Origin of the sequence: Nonomuraea rhizosphaerae (assembly GCF_019396405.1) — a bacterium.
Taxonomy (GTDB): Bacteria; Actinomycetota; Actinomycetes; order Streptosporangiales; family Streptosporangiaceae; genus Nonomuraea; species Nonomuraea rhizosphaerae.
In genome coordinates, this window is record NZ_JAHKRL010000122.1 from 1 (window position 1) to 17,858 (window position 17,858).

At 70.7% G+C, this 17,858-nt stretch carries 8 protein-coding genes and 1 pseudogene; 4 read left to right on the plus strand and 5 right to left on the minus strand.

What is annotated here, in order from left to right:
* Together KME77_RS06065 and KME77_RS06070 are read left to right on the plus strand one after the other, a co-directional pair.
* The coding region (locus KME77_RS06065) for an MFS transporter (protein WP_219462772.1) at nt 1–411 on the plus strand (411 nt) is incomplete at its 5' end.
* Nucleotides 408–1,826 (plus strand): pyridoxal phosphate-dependent decarboxylase family protein, encoded by a 1,419-nt coding sequence (locus KME77_RS06070; protein ID WP_219462774.1) that lies wholly within the window; start codon nt 408–410, stop codon nt 1,824–1,826. The genes KME77_RS06065 and KME77_RS06070, both read left to right, overlap by 4 nt.
* Before the next feature lie 92 nt (nt 1,827–1,918).
* Here the strand turns inward: KME77_RS06070 and KME77_RS06075 are convergent, their stop codons facing one another.
* The 3 genes and pseudogenes from KME77_RS06075 to KME77_RS06080 all read right to left on the minus strand — a co-directional run bounded on the left by KME77_RS06075 (nt 1,919) and on the right by KME77_RS06080 (nt 11,187).
* Nucleotides 1,919–7,453, minus strand: a complete 5,535-nt coding sequence (locus KME77_RS06075; protein WP_308250570.1) for a non-ribosomal peptide synthetase/MFS transporter — start codon at nt 7,451–7,453, stop codon at nt 1,919–1,921.
* 297 nt (nt 7,454–7,750) lie between these two features.
* Nucleotides 7,751–8,236, minus strand: a pseudogene (locus KME77_RS30470) (condensation domain-containing protein); the annotation flags it as partial.
* Entirely contained in the window at nt 8,233–11,187 is a 2,955-nt protein-coding gene (locus tag KME77_RS06080; RefSeq protein WP_219462777.1) for an AMP-binding protein, read from the minus strand. The gene KME77_RS06080 and the pseudogene KME77_RS30470, both read right to left, overlap by 4 nt.
* A 161-nt stretch (nt 11,188–11,348) precedes the next feature.
* On the opposite strand from KME77_RS06080, the gene KME77_RS06085 reads away from it, so the two are divergent.
* Together KME77_RS06085 and KME77_RS06090 are read left to right on the plus strand one after the other, a co-directional pair.
* Entirely contained in the window at nt 11,349–12,515 is a 1,167-nt protein-coding gene (locus KME77_RS06085; RefSeq protein WP_219462778.1) for a monooxygenase, read from the plus strand.
* Between the two features lie 752 nt (nt 12,516–13,267).
* Nucleotides 13,268–13,462 carry a CsbD family protein gene (locus KME77_RS06090; RefSeq protein WP_219462779.1) on the plus strand — a complete coding sequence of 65 codons (195 nt, stop codon included), beginning with the start codon at nt 13,268–13,270 and terminating at the stop codon, nt 13,460–13,462.
* Nucleotides 13,463–13,845: 383 nt separating this feature from the next.
* Here KME77_RS06090 and KME77_RS29075 read toward each other — a convergent pair whose 3' ends face one another.
* Complete coding sequence (locus KME77_RS29075; RefSeq protein ID WP_246609245.1) at nt 13,846–15,015, minus strand: carbohydrate-binding domain-containing protein; 1,170 nt, start codon at nt 15,013–15,015, stop codon at nt 13,846–13,848.
* 144 nt (nt 15,016–15,159) lie between these two features.
* Nucleotides 15,160–17,580, minus strand: coding sequence for a PQQ-dependent sugar dehydrogenase (locus tag KME77_RS06100; RefSeq protein ID WP_219462780.1), 2,421 nt, complete (start codon nt 17,578–17,580; stop codon nt 15,160–15,162).
* Nucleotides 17,581–17,858: the final 278 nt, after the last annotated feature.

Genomic DNA, 17,858 nt, shown 5'->3' on the forward strand with positions numbered 1-17,858 from the left:
CTCGCCCCGGCCACCGCCGCCGGGTCCCTGGCGGCGACGCTGGCGCTGACCGCGCTGGCCGGGGTCTGCTACGCGGGCCTCCAGCTGCTGCCGCTGTCGCTGCTGCCCGACACCGTGCACGCCGACACGCCGCGCACCGGGCACGCCCAGGCGGGCGCGTTCACCGGGCTGTGGACGGCCGGCGAGACGGCCGGGCTGGCGCTCGGGCCCGGCGTGTTCGCGCTGGTGCTGGCCCTGTCGGGGTTCGTGTCCGCGCCCGTCGAGTCGCCGGTCGCGCAGACGCCCGGCGCGCTGGCCGGGCTGCTGTGGGGATTCACCGCGCTGCCCGCCGCGCTCATGCTGATCAGCCTGCCGTTCGTGGTCGCGTACGGCAGGCTCGCCCGTCGCCGACCGTACGAGGAGATGCCGTGAACCTGCCCGACACCGGGAGGACCGTCGAGGAGCTGCTGGCCGAGGTGGCCGCGCTCAAGCAGCACGACCTGCCCGTCAGGGGCGGGCAGGTGACCGCGTACGTGTACGACACGGGGCGGGCGGAGGTGCACGAGGCGGCGGCGCGGGCGTACGCGGAGATGCTGGAGGTCAACTGCCTCGACCCGACGGCGTTCCCGAGCGTGGTGGAGATGGAGAAGCAGGTGGTGGGGGCGGTCGCGGACCTGCTGGGGGGCGGGCACGGCGTGTTCACCAGCGGCGGCACCGAGTCGATCATGCTCGCGGTGAAGGCGGCCCGCGACAGTCTCCCCTCGGCCGGGGGACGGCCGAACCTCGTGGTGCCCGTCACCGCGCACCCCGCCTTCCACAAGGCGGCGCACTACCTCGGCCTGGAGGTGCGGCCGGTCGCCGTGGACCCGGTCACCTACCGGGCCGACCCGCGGGCGGTGGCCGCGGCGATCGACGGCGGCACGGTCCTGGTCGTCGCGTCCGCGCCCTCCTACCCGCAGGGCGTGATCGACCCGGTCGGCGAGATCGCCGCCGTCGCGTCCGCCGCGGGCGTGCCGTGCCACGTGGACGCGTGCGTCGGCGGCTGGCTGCTGCCGTGGCTGCGGGAGGCGGGCGCGGACGTGCCGCCGTTCGACCTGTCGGTGCCGGGCGTCACCTCGCTCTCCTGCGACCTGCACAAGTTCGGGTACGCGCCCAAGGGGGCGTCGGTGGTGCTGTTCGCCGACCCGGCGATGCGGCGGCGGGCGTACTTCGCCTCGGCCGCCTGGCCCGGGTACACGATCATCAACGCGACCGTGCAGAGCTCCCGGTCGGCCGGCCCGCTCGGCGGCGCCTGGGCCACCCTCCAGGCGCTGGGCCGCGACGGCTACGTCGAGCTGGGCAAGGCCACGCTGGAGGCGTCCGCCAGGCTGCGCGAGGGCATCGCGGCGATCCCCGGCCTGCGGGTGCTGGGGGCTCCGGAGACCTCGCTGGTGTCGTTCACGGGGCCGGACCCGTTCGGGCTGGCCGACGAGGCGCGGCGGCGCGGCTGGTTCCTGCAGCCGCAGCTCTCGTACGCCGGCATCCCCGCGAACCTGCACGTCACCGTCACCGGGGTGACGCTCACCGGCGTCGAGGCGCTGCTGAAGGTCATCGCCGAGTCGGCCGAGGCGGCCCGGCGGCGCGGCCCCGCCGAGGTGCCCGACGGGGTGGTGGAACTCGTCAAGGGCATGGACCTGGACGCGCTGGACGACGCCACCTTCGCCGAGCTGGCCGCGTCGGTGGGGGTCGACCTGCGGCCCGGGGCGGGGCAGCCGGAGATGGCGGCGGTGAACACGATCCTGGACGCCCTGCCGGCGGACCGGCGGGAGGCGCTGCTGATCCGCTTCCTGTCGGTGCTCTACAGCTGAGCCCCCCTTTGGTACCCGCCGTACGGTGGATCTTCGCCGTACGGCGGGGGCTCGGCATGCGACTGGGCCGGGCCGACCTGCGCTGGCGGGGCTCAGCGGGTGGCGGCTCGTTCCTCGTCGAGGAGGCGGTCGGCCTCGCGCTGGAGCTCGTCGCGGTCCCAGGTGACGACCGCGCCCGGGACGGCGTCCGGCAGCACGTCCTCCATGTAGCGCAGCCTGCGCCAGCGCAGCCCGTACACCGCCATGACGGCCTGCGCGACGCCGAGCACCACGATCATCAGCGCCATGCCGCGGCCGGGCCCGGTGCCCAGCACGGCGCCGGCGGTGCCGCTCAGCCAGCCGCCCTGGCGCATGGCCGGCTCGAACAGCGCGTCGGCCAGCCGTCCGGCGAGGAGGTAGCCGAGCGGCTCGGTGAGGTTGGCGATCATGCGGTTGCTCGCCAGGATCCGGCCCTGCAGCTCCATCCCGACCTTCGTCTGGATCATGGTCTGCCAGTGGCCGTTGAGCAGCGCCAGCGAGGCGGCGATGGCGGCCAGTCCCAGCGCCAGGAAGACCGGCGACGGCAGCAGCCCCACCGTGATCATGCCCGCGCCGGTGAGCAGGGTGAAGCCGACCATGCCGGTGGCCCGGCGTTCGAACCCGCCCCACAGCGCCATCGCCACCCCGCCCGCGATCCCGCCCACCGCGCCCAGCATCGACGCGACGCTCAGCGTGGCGGCCGACGTGAACGCCAGCGCCATCGGCGTGATCAACGCGATCGCGAACCCGAACATGAGGTTGAACGCCAGGAAGAAGACGATCATCGCCACGAAACTGGGCCGCCTGGCCATGTACCGGACGCCGTTGGAGATCTCCTTGCGGATCGTCTCCTGCCTCCTGCGGAACAGCGTGTCGGGGAACCGTACGACGGCCAGCGTCACCAGCGACACGACCACCGTCGCCAGGTCCACCACCAGCACGCCGCCGAGCCCGATCAGCACGATCAGCGCGCCGCCGAGCAGCGGCCCGCCCGCCTGGCTCAGCGCCACCAGGGCCTGCGTGACGCCGTTGGTGCGGCCGAGGTACTGCTTGGGCACGAGCTGCGCGGTGGCCGCCAGGTAGGCGGGCTGCTGGAAGGAGCCGGCGATCGAGCTGAGGGCGGTGGCGATGTACAGGTGCCACACCTCCAGGCCGCCCGTCGCGTACAGGACGAGGCACAGCCCGGTCCCGGCGACGGCCACGACGTCACCGGCGATCATCACCAGGCGGCGGTTCCACCGGTCGGCCGCCGCGCCCGCGAACGGGAGCACCAGCAGGGCGGGCAGCAGTCCGCAGGCCAGGATGACGGCGAACTGGGTGGCGCTGCCCGTCTCCATGTACACCCACACGCCGAGGCCGAAGGCCAGAGCCCGGGTGCCGAGCATGGAGACGAGCTGGCCGATCGTGACCAGCACGAAGCCCCACAGGTTCCTGCGCGGCGGCTGCCGGACGAGCTTCGTGGCCGCGTTCGCGCCGGGCGGTGGGCGGCGGCGGTCGTCCGCCGTCATCGGACGGACGTCCGCCACCTCTTTCTGCCCTTGGCGGTCGACCGTCGCCCCTTCCTCCCCCTCGCGGTCGTCCGCCGCCGCTCGGCGGCGTGCGTGCCAGCGCACGAGGATGTCGGCCAGCTCGGCGGCCTGGTGCTTGAGGAAGTAGTGCCCCGCGTCCGGGATCACCTCCAGCTCGGTGCCGGCGCACAGCAGGTCCCACTCGCGGTGGCGTTCCTCGTGGAACTCGGTGAGCCGGTCCCGCTCCCCCACCACGCTCAGCGCGTGCAGCGTGCGCGGACGATCGTCCGCGTGGCAGCGTTCGGTGTAGAACTGCTCGGCCTGCCGGGAGTCGTGCCTGAGGGCGCGCAGGATGAACGCCTGCTCGTCCTGGTCCAGCGTGTCGGTCAGCCCGCCGATGCCGCGCAGCATGTCGCGATAGAGGCGGTCGGAACGCCACCGGTCGCTGGGCACGAGTCTGGCCCACAGGTCGAACAGCCGCCCCGGCAGCCGAGGAGCCGGGAACGCGCCGCCGAACACCACCCCGACCACGTCCGCGCCCTCGTCCTGGAGCCGCTCGGCGATGTCGTACGCGAGCGCCGCCCCGAGGCAGTGCCCGTACACGATGACTGGCCCCTGGACGGCGGCGCGGATCTCGTCGGCGCAGCGGGCCGCCAGCGGGCCGAACGGTTCGAGCGCGGCCTCCGGGTCGGCGAAGTCGTGCCCCGGCGGGTCGACGGCGAGCAGCGGGAACCCGGCGGGCAGGGCGCGGGCCAGCTCACCGTAGGCGGCGGCGTTCCCGCCGCCGAACGGCACCGCGACGATGGTGGCCGCCGTCGCGGGCGCGCCGTGTGCTCCCGCGCTCCTGGCCGGGCCGGACAGGCGTACGAGCAGGCCACCCCTGCTGTCCCCGCCCCCGAGCAGGTCGGCCAGTTCACGAATGGTCGGGTGCTGGAAGATCTCCGCCACCCGCAGCCCGTCCCCGATCCTGCGCGCCAGCCGCATCGCCGCGAACGAGTCACCGCCGACCGCGAAGAAGTCGTCGTCGATCCCCACCTCGGCCAGGCCGAGCACCTCACGCCAGATCCCGGCCAGCCGCTCGTCGGCAGCGTCGCGCGGGGGCGCGCTCCCGGCCGCGCCGGCGCTCGGGCCGGGTTCGGGGAGCGCGCGCCGGTCGAGCTTGCCGTTCGGGGTGATCGGCAGGCGTTCCATCTCGACGAACGCGGCGGGCACCATGTACGGGGGCAGCTTCGCCCGGACGTACTCGTGCGGAGAGGTCCCCTCCTCGCGCGGCACGAAGTACGCCACCAGCCGGGCCCGGCCCTCGTCGTCGTGCCGCACCACCACGGCCGCGTCGCCGATGCCGGGGTGGGCGCGCAGCACGTTCTCGATGTAGCCGGGTTCGACCCGGTATCCACGGATCTTCACCTGCCGGTCGAGCCGCCCGAGGAACTCGAACACACCGCCCGGCAGCAGCCGCCCCCGATCACCCGAACGGTAGGCGCGGGCGCCGGGCTCGAAGGGGTCGTCGATGTATCCGTCGCCGCCGGACAAGTATCCGCGCGCCACGGCCGCGCCGCTGATCAGCAGCTCCCCGGCCGCCCCGATCGGCACCGGGCGCAGCCGCGCGTCGACCACCCGCACCCGTACGTTGTCGAGCGGGGTCCCGAGCGGGACGACGTCGCCACCGTCCCGGCCGACATCACCGCCGTCCCGGCCGACATCACCGCCGTCCCGGCCGACATCACCGCCGTCTCGGCCGACATCACCGCTGTCCCGACCAGCGGCGACGTCGTCCCGGCCGGCGGCGCGATGCGCGAGCACCGCGACCGTGGTCTCCGAGGGGCCGTAGTTGTTCCAGACCTCGCAATCGGGACCGGCCTCGCGTACGGCCTCCACCAGCTCCCACGGGCACGCCTCCCCGGCCAGCACCAGGAACCTCCTCGGCACGACGGCCGGCAACAGGCCCGCGTCACGCACGGCCTGAAGGTGACTGGGAACCAGTTTCATGAAGTCGATCGGATGCCGCTGGAAATACGCCGCCAGCTGGTCCGGGTCGACCGCCCACTCGTACGGCAGCACGTGAACGGCGCCACCGGTGGCCAGCGCGCCGTACAGGTTCGTCAGCCCCAGGTCGGCGGCGAGCGTGGACACGAGCGCGAAGTGCAGCCCGTCGGGGACCTGGAGGCGGGCGAGGATCGCGGTGAGGTAGTTGGTGAAGCTGCCGTGCTCGACCACCACCCCCTTCGGCCGGCCGGTGGAGCCTGACGTGAACACGACGTACATGGCTTGCTGAGCGGAGATGGAGCGCTCCAGGTCGGTGGCCGGATAGGTGCCCAGAACGTCGGCCACCTCCTCCAGCACCACCACCGGAACGGGCCCTCCGGCTTCGGCGGGGACCGGATGGGAGGCGTCCGCACGGGACGCCTCAGACATGGACGCGTCCGCTCGAAGCGTGTCGAGACGAACCGTCCCTCCCTCGATCACCTCGCCATGGGTCAGCACCAGCTTCGGCCGCGACTCCGCGAGGACCGCCCTGTGATGGCTGGCCGGCACGGCCGGGTCGAGAGGCACGTACGCCGCGCCCGCCTTCTGCACGGCCAGCATCGCGACGACGTGATCCACGGACCGCTCCAGCAGCAGCGCCACCAGATCACCCGGCTTCACCCCCTCGGCCAGCAGGTGTCTGGCGAGGCGGTTCGCGCGTTCGTTCAGCTCACGGTAGTCGGCCACGTCGTCGCGGCACCGTACAGCCGTCCGCTGAGGGTTCACCGCCGCGTGCGCCTCGAACCTCGCCAGCAGGGTCGTCGCCGCATCGAATCGCGGCCCGGCCGCCCGTACCAGCTTCAGCCCTTCCAGCCCGCTGGGGTCCCGCAGGCCCCGCAGATCCGGCAGCTCCTCCAAGTCCTCGGCCGGAACGGCGGGCAACACGTCCAGCGACGTCAACGGCCAAGCACCCGAACCGGCCATCCCGACCGCGCCAGCTGAGCTGGCCGAGCCGACCGAGCCGGCCGAACCGACCCCACCGCCCCAAGCAACTGGGCCGACCTCACCAACTTGGCCAACCCGGCCAATTCTGTCGACCGGACCGACTCCACGGACCGGCATCTCATCGAGCAGCGCGTCAAGTGCCTGCGTGAAGTGTCTGCCGACGCGCTCCACCAGTTCCCGCGACAGCAGATCGGTCGCGTACGTCAGCGTGACGCGCAGCTCCCCCGCCGTCTCGACCACGGCACAGGACAGATCGAACCGCGCCCGCGCGTTCCCCACCGCCAACGACCGCACCCTGAGATCGGGCAGATCCTCCCCCAGCTCAGTAGCGGTGTGGTAGTTGAACAGCACTTGCACAAGCTGCCCAGCCCCCAGATCGCGCCCCGGGCTCAGCTCAGCCACCAGCCGCTCGAACGGCAACTCCTGATGCTCGTACGCGTCCAGCGCCCGCTCGGCCACCCGCCGCACCAGGTCACGGCAAGTGGCAGCGGGCCCGAGGTCAAGCCGAAGCGGCACGGTGTTGATGAAGCACCCGACCAGATCCTCGGTCTCAGGCCGATCCCGCCCCGAGACGGGCACCCCGACCACCACGTCCTCGGTACCGCAGTGCCGGTGCAGCACATGCCCGAAGGCAGTCAGCAGCAGCGTGAACGGAGTGACGGACGCCTCCCTCGCCACCTCCCGCAATCGGCGGATCGTCCGCCTGCCGAGCGCGAACCCCACCTCGGCGCCCTTGTCGGACCGCACCGCCGGACGCCGCCGATCCAGCGGCAGCTCCAGCACAGGCGGCATGTCCGCCAGCCGCTCGCGCCAGTACCCGAGATGCGCCTCCACGACCTCCTCGGACAACTGTCCGCGCTGCCAGGCCGCGATGTCGGCGTACTGAAGGGGTAGCGGAGCAAGCTCATCACCGGCGTAGGCGTGGAACAGATCGCGCACGAGTTGCCTGGACGACCACGCGTCCGTGGCGATGTGATGGGTGACCAACAACAGGGCATGATCGTCGTCCGCCAGCCGGACGAGCGTGGCCCGCAGCGGAAACTCCTCCTCCAGCCGAAAGGGCCGCTCCGCGATCTCGCCGAACACCTCCAGCACAGCACCGAGCGCCGCATCCCCAGGCTCAACGCCCACCTCGCCCCTGGGCTCAACGCCCGCCTCGACCACAGACGAGTTCCCCGCCTCAGACGAGGCCCCCTCCCCGTCCAGAACCTCCGCTACAGGCGAAGTCCTCAGGATGGGCGGCGTCTCCACGGCGAGCGGCATCTCCTCTCCGGCCGACGTCTCGCCCACGGGCGACATCCCCGTCACGGGCGACGTCCCCGCCATGGACGACATATCCGCCTGGGGCGGAGTTCCGGCCGCGAACAGGGCGTCAATGATGTTCAGAACCGGCCCCTGACCAGGCGGAGCTAGCACCAGCTCAGGCTCCGCCCCGTCCGACGAACAGATGGTGCGCAGAACCTCATGCCGCCGCACCACACTCGCCAGCGCCTCCCGCAACGCAGACGTGTCGAGGGGACCGGTCAACCGCATCGCCTGGACGACGTTGTAGGCAGGGCTGTCCGGATCAAGCTGCTGCATGAAGTGAAGGCGACGCTGCGCGAACGACATCGGCACTCGCCCACTACCTCGATCGAGCCGCGGAATCTCAACGGCCGCGACACCCGTACGAGTGTCCGTGAATTCGTCCGTGGGTTCGCTTGTAAGTTCGGCCGGCCGTTCGCTCGTATGAGCGGGGGTGAGTTCGTCCCTACGACGGTGAATACGCGCTTCTGTACCTGCGTCCTCCGTACCCGCGTCCGTGCGCGCATTCGTACGTGCGTCCGCCAAGCGGGCGTTTGCCAGCTGCCTCAGCCGGGCGCGCTCCTCAGGCGAGAGACGCGCCAACCGCTCGGCCAACGAGGAGTGCGTCATGCCGCACCCCTTCCACGCTCGTCCTCCTGGCAGCAGCCCTCCTGGCCACACTCGCCCTGCCCACCACCGCCGCTCCCGCAGCTACTGCCACCGTGACTACGAGCGTCGTGACCACCAGCCTTGTGGCCACGAGCCTCACGGCCACCAACGTCGAAACCAGCGACGTCGCAACTGCCGGCTTCGCGACCTCGACTGTCGTAACTCCGAGCTTCACTGTCGCGAACCTCATGGCCGCGAGCTTCATGAACAGGAGCACCTAAGACAGGGGCGTCAGGGGCAGGGGCGTCCTGCTCGACGGCGTCCAACATCGCCAGCAGTTCATCGGCGTCCAAGGCGAGTAACTGGCGGTCGGTGATCTCACGGGCGATGGCGCCGATGGTGGCCGCCGCGAAGATGTCACGCACGGACAGAGTGACACCGAAGTCGCGCCGTACCCGACCGACAAGCTGCATAGCCGAGATCGAGTCGCCGCCGAGCGCGAAGAAGTCGTCCTCCGGAGAGAGGTGATCGACGGAGAGCCGACCACCGGCAGCGTGACGACCGTCCGGAGCAAGACGGTCCTCGAAGGCGGGACGGTCATTGGAGTCGGGACGGTCGTCAGAGGTGGGACGGTCGTCGGAGGTGGGGCGGCCATCGGGGGCGAGACGGTCCTCAAGGGTGAGGCGGTCGTTGACGGCAAGGTGCTCGGCAGCGAACCCGTTGCCCTGGAACAGTTCGACCCACCGCTCGGCCAACCACCGCTCAACATCATCCCCAGGAGCCTTCTGCGTCCCGTCCGCCGGACGTTCGGCCGCCTGAGGCGACACGTCCCGCAGGAGCAGCTCGTCCGTCCTCGGAGATCGAGCGCCGGGTGGCGCGACGGGGGTGGCGGTGGTTCTCCCTTGGCCGACCCGCTGCCGGTTGGTCGGGCTCAGGGTGCGCAGGGCCGTGCGGTCGATCTTGCCGTTGGGGAGCGTCGGAAGCGCGTCGAGCTCGACGAACGTGGTGGGGATCATGGCCGTCGGCAGCATCGTGGTCAGCTCGCGGCGCAGCGCCACCAGATCCACCCTCCCCGCAGGCACGAGGTACGCCGTCAACCGCACCCGCCCACCCGCCACAGCCGCACTTGCGCGCACATCAGCAGTCGCGCGGACATCAGTGCTCATGTGGACATCAGCACTCGATTGGACGTCAGTGCTCGCGTGCAGGTCAGCCATGGCCGGGACGGCAGTGCTCATGCGATCGGCTGGCATCGCCTGGACCTCGGCGGTCACGTGGACCTCGGTGATCGGGGCGCAGGCTCGGACGGCGGCGGCGACCTCGGCCGGGTGGATGCGCACGCCGTTCAGCTTCAGCTCGTCGTCGGCGCGTCCCCGTACGACGAGTTCGCCGGAGTCGTTGACGCGGCCGAGGTCACCTGTACGGTAGGCGGTCGTCCCATCGCCGAGACGGGCGAACCGGGCGGCCGTCTCCTTGGGCATGCCCACGTAGCCGTGGCTGACGTGACGGCTGACCAGCACGATCTCGCCTTCGGTCGCCGGCTCCCGCAGCGCCGTACGTACCAGGGAAGCGGTGAACGGGGCCGAAGGGTCGATGAGGCAGTACCGGGTGCCGGGCAGGGGGCGGCCTGCCGGGACGTCACCCGCGAGACGGCTCATGAGTGGCAGGCGGTTGTAGACCTTGGGGAGGGTGGTCTCGGTGGTGCCGTAGAAGTTGACACGGTTGCGGGTGCCGGGGAAGGCGAGCTGCCACTCCGCGAGCAGGTCGGCGTTGAGGGGCTCACCTGCGAAGAACACTGTGCGAAGGGAGTCGCACGGTGTACGGGTGTGGCGCAGCCAGCTCCGGGCCACGGACGGGACCGTGTTCACGACGGTGATGCCGGAGGTGCGCAGCCAGGCCGCGACCGCTTCCGGGGAGTCGGCCTCGTCCCCGGCCGGGATGACGAGCGTCGCGCCCACCCACAGCGGCAGGAAGATGTCGCGTACGGTCACGTCGAAGCTCAGCGCGGTCAGGAACGCGACCCTGTCCGCGGGCTCGATGCCGAACTCGCCGCACTGCCAGGTGAGGAACGCGGTCAGCGCGGCGGCGGAGCCGAGCACCGGCTTCGGCCGCCCGGTGGAGCCGGAGGTGAAGAAGACGTACGCACCGTCGGTGGCGGCGACCGTACGGGGATCAAGATCGAGGCCCTGAACTGGGTCGACGCCAGGATCGAGATTGACGCCTCGGACGGGGGCAGGGCCGCGAACAGGGCCGGGACCGCGAACGAGGTCGAGGCCGCCAACGGGGTCGGGGCCAATGTCGAGGTGCCCTTTGGTGACGGTTTCGCGCGGCATCACGCCGAACGCAGGGGACGCATCATGTGGCACGCCTGACGCATCGCACGCCGTACCTGACGCCTCAGATGATGCTCCTGACCCCTCAAATGGCGCTCCTGGCGCATTGCGTGGGGTTTCTGACGCATCGCGTGGAGTTCCTGGCACCTCAGGTGGCGCTGCTGACGGATCACGTAGCCCCACGAAGGCATCCCGTGAGAGAACTGACGGATCGCGTGACACGACTGACGGATCCCGAGACGCGACCGGCAGATCTGGTGACGCGACGCCTGGCACCGCCGCCGCCTCCCGCAGCACCACCCCCGGCCGGACCAGCCCCAGCAAGACCTCCCTGCGCCGGACGGGCAGGCCGGGATCGACGGGCACGGGAACGCCGTCCAGCGCCAGAACCGCCAGGAAGTCCACGACGAACTCGACGGACCTGCCCCGCTCGACCGCCGCGAACATCCCCGGCTCCACCAGCCCGGCCAGCTCCCTGACACGCCTTTCGACCCGTCCCGTGAGCGCCGCGTACGTGAGCGACCGCTGGCCGCACTCCATCGCGACCCGGTGGGGCGCGGTCCTGGCGTGCAGGTGGATCCGCTCGACGAGCCTGCGCTTCTCGATCGAGGCCGTGTGCGCCCCGTTGTGCTCGGTCACCGCTCTCCTCTGTCAGGTGTTCCGGCCGCGCCGTTGCGGCCACCACCCAACAAGGCGTTCCAGTACGTTCCAGGTCTGAGAGAACCTGTCATCCCAAGGAACGACGAAGAACATACCGGGGGTGGATGTCCCCGCCGGCCTTCCGCGACATCGTTGACCTCATGATTCGACCAGCCCGTACGGCCCGCCGCTTCGGCCGCGTTCGACTGGCCCAGACAGCCGCCGCTCTCGCCGCGGTGGTCCTGCTCGCCTCGTGCGGGGCGGCCACAACGGCCACCCCGGCGACTCAGACGAGTCATTCCGGAAGCCATGGGGCCAAGGCCACGCCGGTGGCGGCTCCGTTGCGGGCCGGTGAGCGGTTCGAGTCGCTGTCCATGGCCGAGGCCTATTCGCCGAAGGGCCCCAACGGCGGCACCGACGACTACCGATGTTTCATCATCGACCCCAAGCTGACGCGCCAGGCGTACCTGACCGGCGCCCAGTTCCAGCCACAAAATGCTGACATCGTGCACCACGCGATCTTCTTCAAGCTCAACCCTGAGCAGGCCAAGAACGCCAAGGCCCTCGACGACAGCACACCCGGCCAGGGCTGGACGTGCTTCGGCGACGCCGGCGTGGACGACGCCGACTGGGTCGCCCACTGGGCTCCCGGCACCAACGAGGCGCTCCTCAACCCCAGCTACGGGTACGAGCTGCCGCCCGGCAGCAGGCTCGTCATGCAGATCCACTACAACACCCTCAACACCACCGGCTCCGACAGGTCCAGCATCCGGCTCCGGCTGACGGACAAGACGCTGAAGCCGCTGCACACCGCCCTGTTCCCGGCTCCGGTCGAGCTGCCGTGCACGACCGAGGAGTCCGGCGCGCTGTGCGACCGGTCCGCCGCCGTCAAGGACGTGGCGTACAGGTTCGGCGCAGACGCGGAGGAGCAGGTGACCCAGCTCTCGAAGGTCTGCGGGCCGGCCAAGCCGGGGCCGACACAACACTGCGACCTGCCGATCGAGGGAGCCGCCACGGTGCACGCGCTCGCCGGGCACATGCACCTGCTCGGGCGTTCCATCAAGGTGGAGCTCAACCCCGGCACCCCCAAGGCGCAGACCCTCCTGGACGTGCCGGCGTACGACTTCGACGACCAGGCGCTCCGGCTGTTGCCCAAGCCGGTGAACCTCAAGAAGGGCGACACGGTACGGGTGACCTGCACCCACGACGCCGGCCTGCGGGCACAGTTGCCGCAGCTGCAGAAACTGCCGCCACGGTATGTGGTGTGGGGGGCGGGGACGAGCGATGAGATGTGCTTGGGGCTGGTCATCATGTCGCCGACCGCGTAGGACGACGACGAGGCAGGAAGAGCCGGCTGGCGACGCTGCGACTAGCGCCGCCAGCGGCTCTGGCCGCGCCAACCGCCTCTCCACGCCAACCGCCCTGGTCGAGGCAACCGCCCTGGTCACGTCGGCGGCACGATCGAATGCAAGCGCTGGTGGAGTACGAACGGGGTGGTGGAGGGGCAGGCGGCACGAGTAAGTGCAGGTGAGACGATGGTGACCGCGCAGCGCGACTACAGGGATCGGCATGGTGGAGGACGGGCGGCACGGTGCGAGCGATCTACTCGCGCATCGTGTCGCTTGTCATGTCGAGCGCTTTGTCATGTTGAGCCGCTTGTCACGTTGAGCCGCTGACCGTGCCGGGTGCGCGCTGCCGCAACAGGCGCATGCCGCTCACCAGGTGCACGCCGCATTGCCCGCTCAGTGTGCCGGGCCTCGGCTGTGTCGTCCCTGCCGCACTGGTCACTCGGCGTGGCAGGTCTCCGCGCACTGGCCGTTTGACGCATCGGCGGGTCGGCGTGCGCACCGGGCGCTTGCCATAGCTGGCGCCGGGCGCCGGACGGGCCCTGTAGTGGAGGAACAGCGCAGTGGACGGGCGATTCACCTCACCCGTCAGCGCAGCGGCCGAAAGCGTCTCTGGCAAGAAATGAGCTGTCGAGCTGGGGTTTGGGGCAGTGTGACGGAAATGACGTTTTCGGCGGTTCATCTGGGACAGAGAGGGAGCTGTCCCCTTTTGGTACAAGTGATCGGAGACCGATATGAGCGCCGAAGACAAGGTGTCCAACAAGGCGGAAGAGTTCAAGGGCAAGGCCAAGGAAGGTCTGGGCCGGGCTACTGACGATGAGCGCCTTGAAGCGGAAGGCCGCGCCGACCAGAGCGAGAGCAAGGTCAAGCAGGCGGGTGAGAAGGTCAAGGACGCGGCCCAGAATGTGAAGGACGCGTTCAAGAAGTGACCGACCGCTTGCGCACCGGCCCCGGACTTTCCGGGCCGGTGCGCAGCTGTGTGAGGGGCTGGGTGCGCGGTTTTTTCGCCTCGCTCCCCCTTACGAGCCTCGCTCCCTCTTATGAACCTCGCTCCCCCTCATGAGGGGCTCCAGCCACCGGCGGTGACGTCGGCTGCCCCGCTGTTGCAGCTCGTACGGTGTGGCCAGGTGCACCGGCCGACCCCAGTGCAGAAACAGCTCGGCGACGTGAGCCGCCGTAGGGACGCACGCCGGGGTGCCGCAGGCCGGTCCCGGACGGTGAGACCGTCAGCGGCCGCACAGTTGAGCGAGGATGACCGGCGCCGCCGCACGTGAAGAAGGCCGAGCGCCTCAGGCTGACGCCTCCAGATGCCTCAGGCCAGCACCTCCAGATAGTCGAGGTTCGGACAGCCGCCCGCGCCGGCGGCGGTGACCCTGACAGTGTTCGCGCCCGCCCCCAGGTCGGCCCCGATGCTTCTGCTCGCCCACGTCGTCCACGCGCCGGTCGCGGGGAGGCTCAGGCCGGAGGCCACGACGGTGCCGTTGACCGTGATGTTCACCGGACGGTCGGCCGTGGTGCCGTTCGCGTACCGGAGGGTGAGTGTCGCGGGACCGGCCGCGTGCTCGAACCTCCACTCCACGTACGCCCCCGCCACGTTGTCGGTGTTGACGAACCCCGAGCCGGAGAAGCCGACGTGGTTGGACTCCACGACGCCCTGCGAGATCGTCGCGTTCTCCGCCTCCAGCCGGGTGGCGGTGGCGGCGACCTGCTTGTACGCCCGCATGTTCGTCAGCAGCAGGTAGCAGTTCTGCAGCGAGCCGGAGGTGTCGCCGAGCGAGCGGTAGATGCCCCACTTGGGGCGGACCCGGTCGCCGAGGAACGTGTCGCCGCTCCTGGTGGCGTCCACGAGTGTGGTGGCGCCGTCGCGCAGCACCCAGCGGACCGAGCCCGCGCCGCCGTCGCCGATCCTGATCTCGTACTCGGCGTCGATCCACTTGTTCTGCAGCGGCTCCAGGTTCGTCCGGCCGACCAGGATGTCGGACTGGAAGATCTTGTGCTCGATCGTCTGCACGCCGTTCACCCTGCGCAGCGAGGTGACGGTGATCGGGTCCGTGCCCGTGCCCGGCATCTTCGTCTGGCTGATGTGGGTGAAGGTCGTGGTCGCCTTCAGCGAGGCGGGGATGAACATCGAGTACGTGACCCGCCACGTCTCCCCGTTCAGCCACTGCAGGTAGCCGCCGGGGTTACGGGTGCCGGTGACCTCCTGGCGCTGCCGGTCGGTGGAGGTGTCGCGGTCCACGGTGTGCATGTTGAAGCGGAAGTTGTTCCCCTCGGTGAAGATGTGCGGCTGCCCGGCCGGGTGGGAGTCGGCACGGTCGTCCTCCAGGGTCTCGAACGCGCCGAGTCCGGCGGACGCCGCCTCCGGGGCCCACATGAGCCGCCAGGCGACGGCCGCCGACGCGGGCCGGGAGGACGACGGCAGGCAGGGGGCGAGGAGCGCGGCGCCGACGAGGGTTCCGAGCTGACGTCGGGTGATGTCCATGGCATCCCATCGGTAGGGGGGTGGGCTGGTAGTCAGGCGTCGGCAGTCAGGATGGGGCGGGAGAGGGCGGGTTGGTCGGCGCGGCCGCCCAACCCCCCTCTCCCGCCATAGCCAAGTCACTGAGGCCGAGTCACCAAAGCCGGGTCACTGGATGGCGGAGCGCCTGATCACGTCGGCCTCGCCGCTCCCGTTGTTGTCGGAGTTGGTGGACCCGAACCAGATGGCGCTGGCGTTCGGCACCTTCTCCACCGCCCGCAGCCGCCCGTACGTCCCGTTGAAGTACGAGTTGACCGTCGAGACGTTCTCCCCGTTCAGGACGATCCGCCACAGCCGCTGGCCGCGCAGCGCCGCCATGAACACGGTGTTGCCGACGATGGCGATGCCGCTCGGCGACGCCTCCGCGACGCCCCAGGTGTACTTGGGGTTGGTCATGCCGGTCGTGCTGCAGGTGCCCTCGCAGGTGGGCCAGCCGTAGTTGTTGCCGGGCCGGATGAGGTTGAGCTCGTCCCGGGAGGAGTTGCCCAGTTCGGAGGACCACAGGCGGCCGGCCGAGTCCCAGGCCAGGCCCTGCGGGTTGCGGTGGCCGTAGCTGTAGACGCGGGTGCCGAACGGGTTGCCGGGGGCCGCCGCGCCGGTCCTGGTGATGCGCAGGATCTTGCCGTTGAGCGAGTCGAGGTTGGGCGCGTTGCTCATCTGCTGGGCGTCGCCGGTGGTGACGTACAGGTAGCCGTCGGGGCCGAACCTGATGCGGCCGCCGTTGTGGTAGCGGTTCTTGCTGATCCCCTGAAGGATCGAGGTGTAGCCGCTGAGCGTGGTGCCGTTGAAGGTCATCCTGGCCACGCGGTTGCCCTCGGAGGCGGTGTGCATGAAGAACACCTCCTGGTCGGTCGTGCCGTTCCAGGTGGGTGAGAGATCCAGGCCCATCAGGCCGCCCTCGCCGTCGGTGGTCTGCACGTTGGGCACGGTGCCGACCTGCGTCTTCGTCCCCGACGGGGTGATCTTGAAGACGCGGAACGTGTCGCGTTCGGTGACCAGCGCGTAGCTGCCGTCGGGCGCCCACGAGATGTCCCACGGGACGTCCCAGCCGCCGGCGACGGTGGCCGGGGTCTGCGGCACGGTGCCGCAGCCGCCGGTGGTGAACGAGGCGGACGGCGCGCTCGGCGTGGACAGCTGCCCGGCCGAGTCGCGGGCGACGACGTCGAGCTGGTAGGCGCGCGCGCACTCCAGCGGCACGCCGGAGCTGGTCGCGGGCGGGGCTCCGGTGACCGTCTGCAGCACGGTGCCGGTGGCGTGGTCGCGGATCAGGTAGGCGCGCACGCCGTTGTCGTCGGTGGAGGCGGCCCAGGTGACGGTGGCCGAGGTCGGCTGCACACCGGAAACGGCGGGCTGTCCCGGCTGCGAGGGCGGGTCGTCGGCGGGCGCGGGCAGGGTGCGGCAGTTCGCCTCGGGGCTGCTCAGCGACACGTTCCCGGAGGCGTCCCGGGCGAAGACCGACAGCTGGTACGGGAAGTCGGAGTTCAGGCCGGTCAGCGTGTACGGCGACGCGGGCGCGGCGGCGATCTGGGTGCCCTGGTGGAAGATGTCGTACGCCACGACGCCGACGTTGTCGGCGGAGGCCGGCCAGTCGAGCCGCAGGCTGTTGTACGTGACGGCGGAGCACACGGGCTGGCCCGGGGCCGTCGGCTTCTCGGTGTCGCCGGGGCCGCTGACGCGCAGCCGGTCGAGGTTCGGGCCGCCGTTGGCGCTGGTGGCGGTGCCCCTGACGGTGTTGGCGCCGGCGTTCAGCGTGGCGTTGACGCTGACCTCCTGCCAGGTGGTCCACGCCCCGGTGCCGGGGAACGACTGGGCGGCGGCCACGGACGCGCCGTTGACCGTGATGGTCATCGGCCGGTCGGTGGTGGTGCCGTTGGCGAAGCGGAACGTCAGCGTCTGCGTCCCGGCGCTCGCCGCGCTCACCGCGAACTCGACGGACGAGCCGGTCACGTTGTCGTAGTTGACGAACCCGGAGCCGGTGAACCCGGCGTGGTTGGACTCCACGACGCCCTGCGAGATCGTGCCGCTCTCGGCCTGGTAGTCGGTGAAGCCGGCGGAGACGACCTCGGCGTCGAGGTAGTCCCAGTTGGGGTTGCCGCCCGCGGTGGTGGCGGTGGCCCTGATCCTGTTGGCGCCGGCGACGACGGGGGCGCTCAGGGTGACGGTCGCCCAGGTGTCCCAGCCGGCGGTGGCGTCGAACGCCCTGGCCGCGGCGACGACGGTGCCGTTGACGGCGATGTCGCTGGGCCGGTTCGCGCCGGCGCCGTTGGCGTATCGGAAGGCCAGCGTGGCGGTGCCCGCGCCGGTCGCGTTGATCGTCCATTCGGTCGAGGAGCCGGCGACGTTGTCGCCGTTGACGAAGCCCGTCCCCGAGTATCCCGGGTGGTTGGACTCCACGACGCCCTGGGTGACGGCCGCGTTCTCGGCCTCGTACCGGGTGGGGGCCGCGGAGGCGGGCGGGGTCACGACCGTGAGCGCGCCCGCGACGAGCGCGAGGACCCCGGCCATGACGCGGTACCTGCGTAAGTTCATCGATCACTCACTCCTGCTGGGGGGTGGCATCTCGGTGAGAGATTGGAACTTTTCATGGTGTTCCCACAAAGAGTCACGCCCGTCAACAAGTTGTGGATCTTGGAGCGCTCCAATCTTTAGGAAACTTTCCTAACACGGTTTGCGAATAGATCGGATGACTAAACCCACGGAACCCGGAATCTAAGAGAGGAGAATCACAGCGAAGCTATACATAGGATGTATCGCCGCCGCAGGGCGGTCCTCGCGCCCCGGGGCCGGTCCCGAAACCGGCCCCGGGG

Excerpts from the sequence above, each read along its gene's own strand:
- KME77_RS06085 (WP_219462778.1), top strand. The coding sequence starts at position 11,349 with ATGATTCGACCAGCCCGTACGGCCCGCCGCTTCGGCCGCGTTCGACTG.
- KME77_RS06090 (WP_219462779.1), top strand. The coding sequence starts at position 13,268 with ATGAGCGCCGAAGACAAGGTGTCCAACAAGGCGGAAGAGTTCAAGGGC.
- KME77_RS29075 (WP_246609245.1), bottom strand. The coding sequence starts at position 15,015 with ATGGACATCACCCGACGTCAGCTCGGAACCCTCGTCGGCGCCGCGCTC.
- KME77_RS06100 (WP_219462780.1), bottom strand. The coding sequence starts at position 17,580 with ATGAACTTACGCAGGTACCGCGTCATGGCCGGGGTCCTCGCGCTCGTC.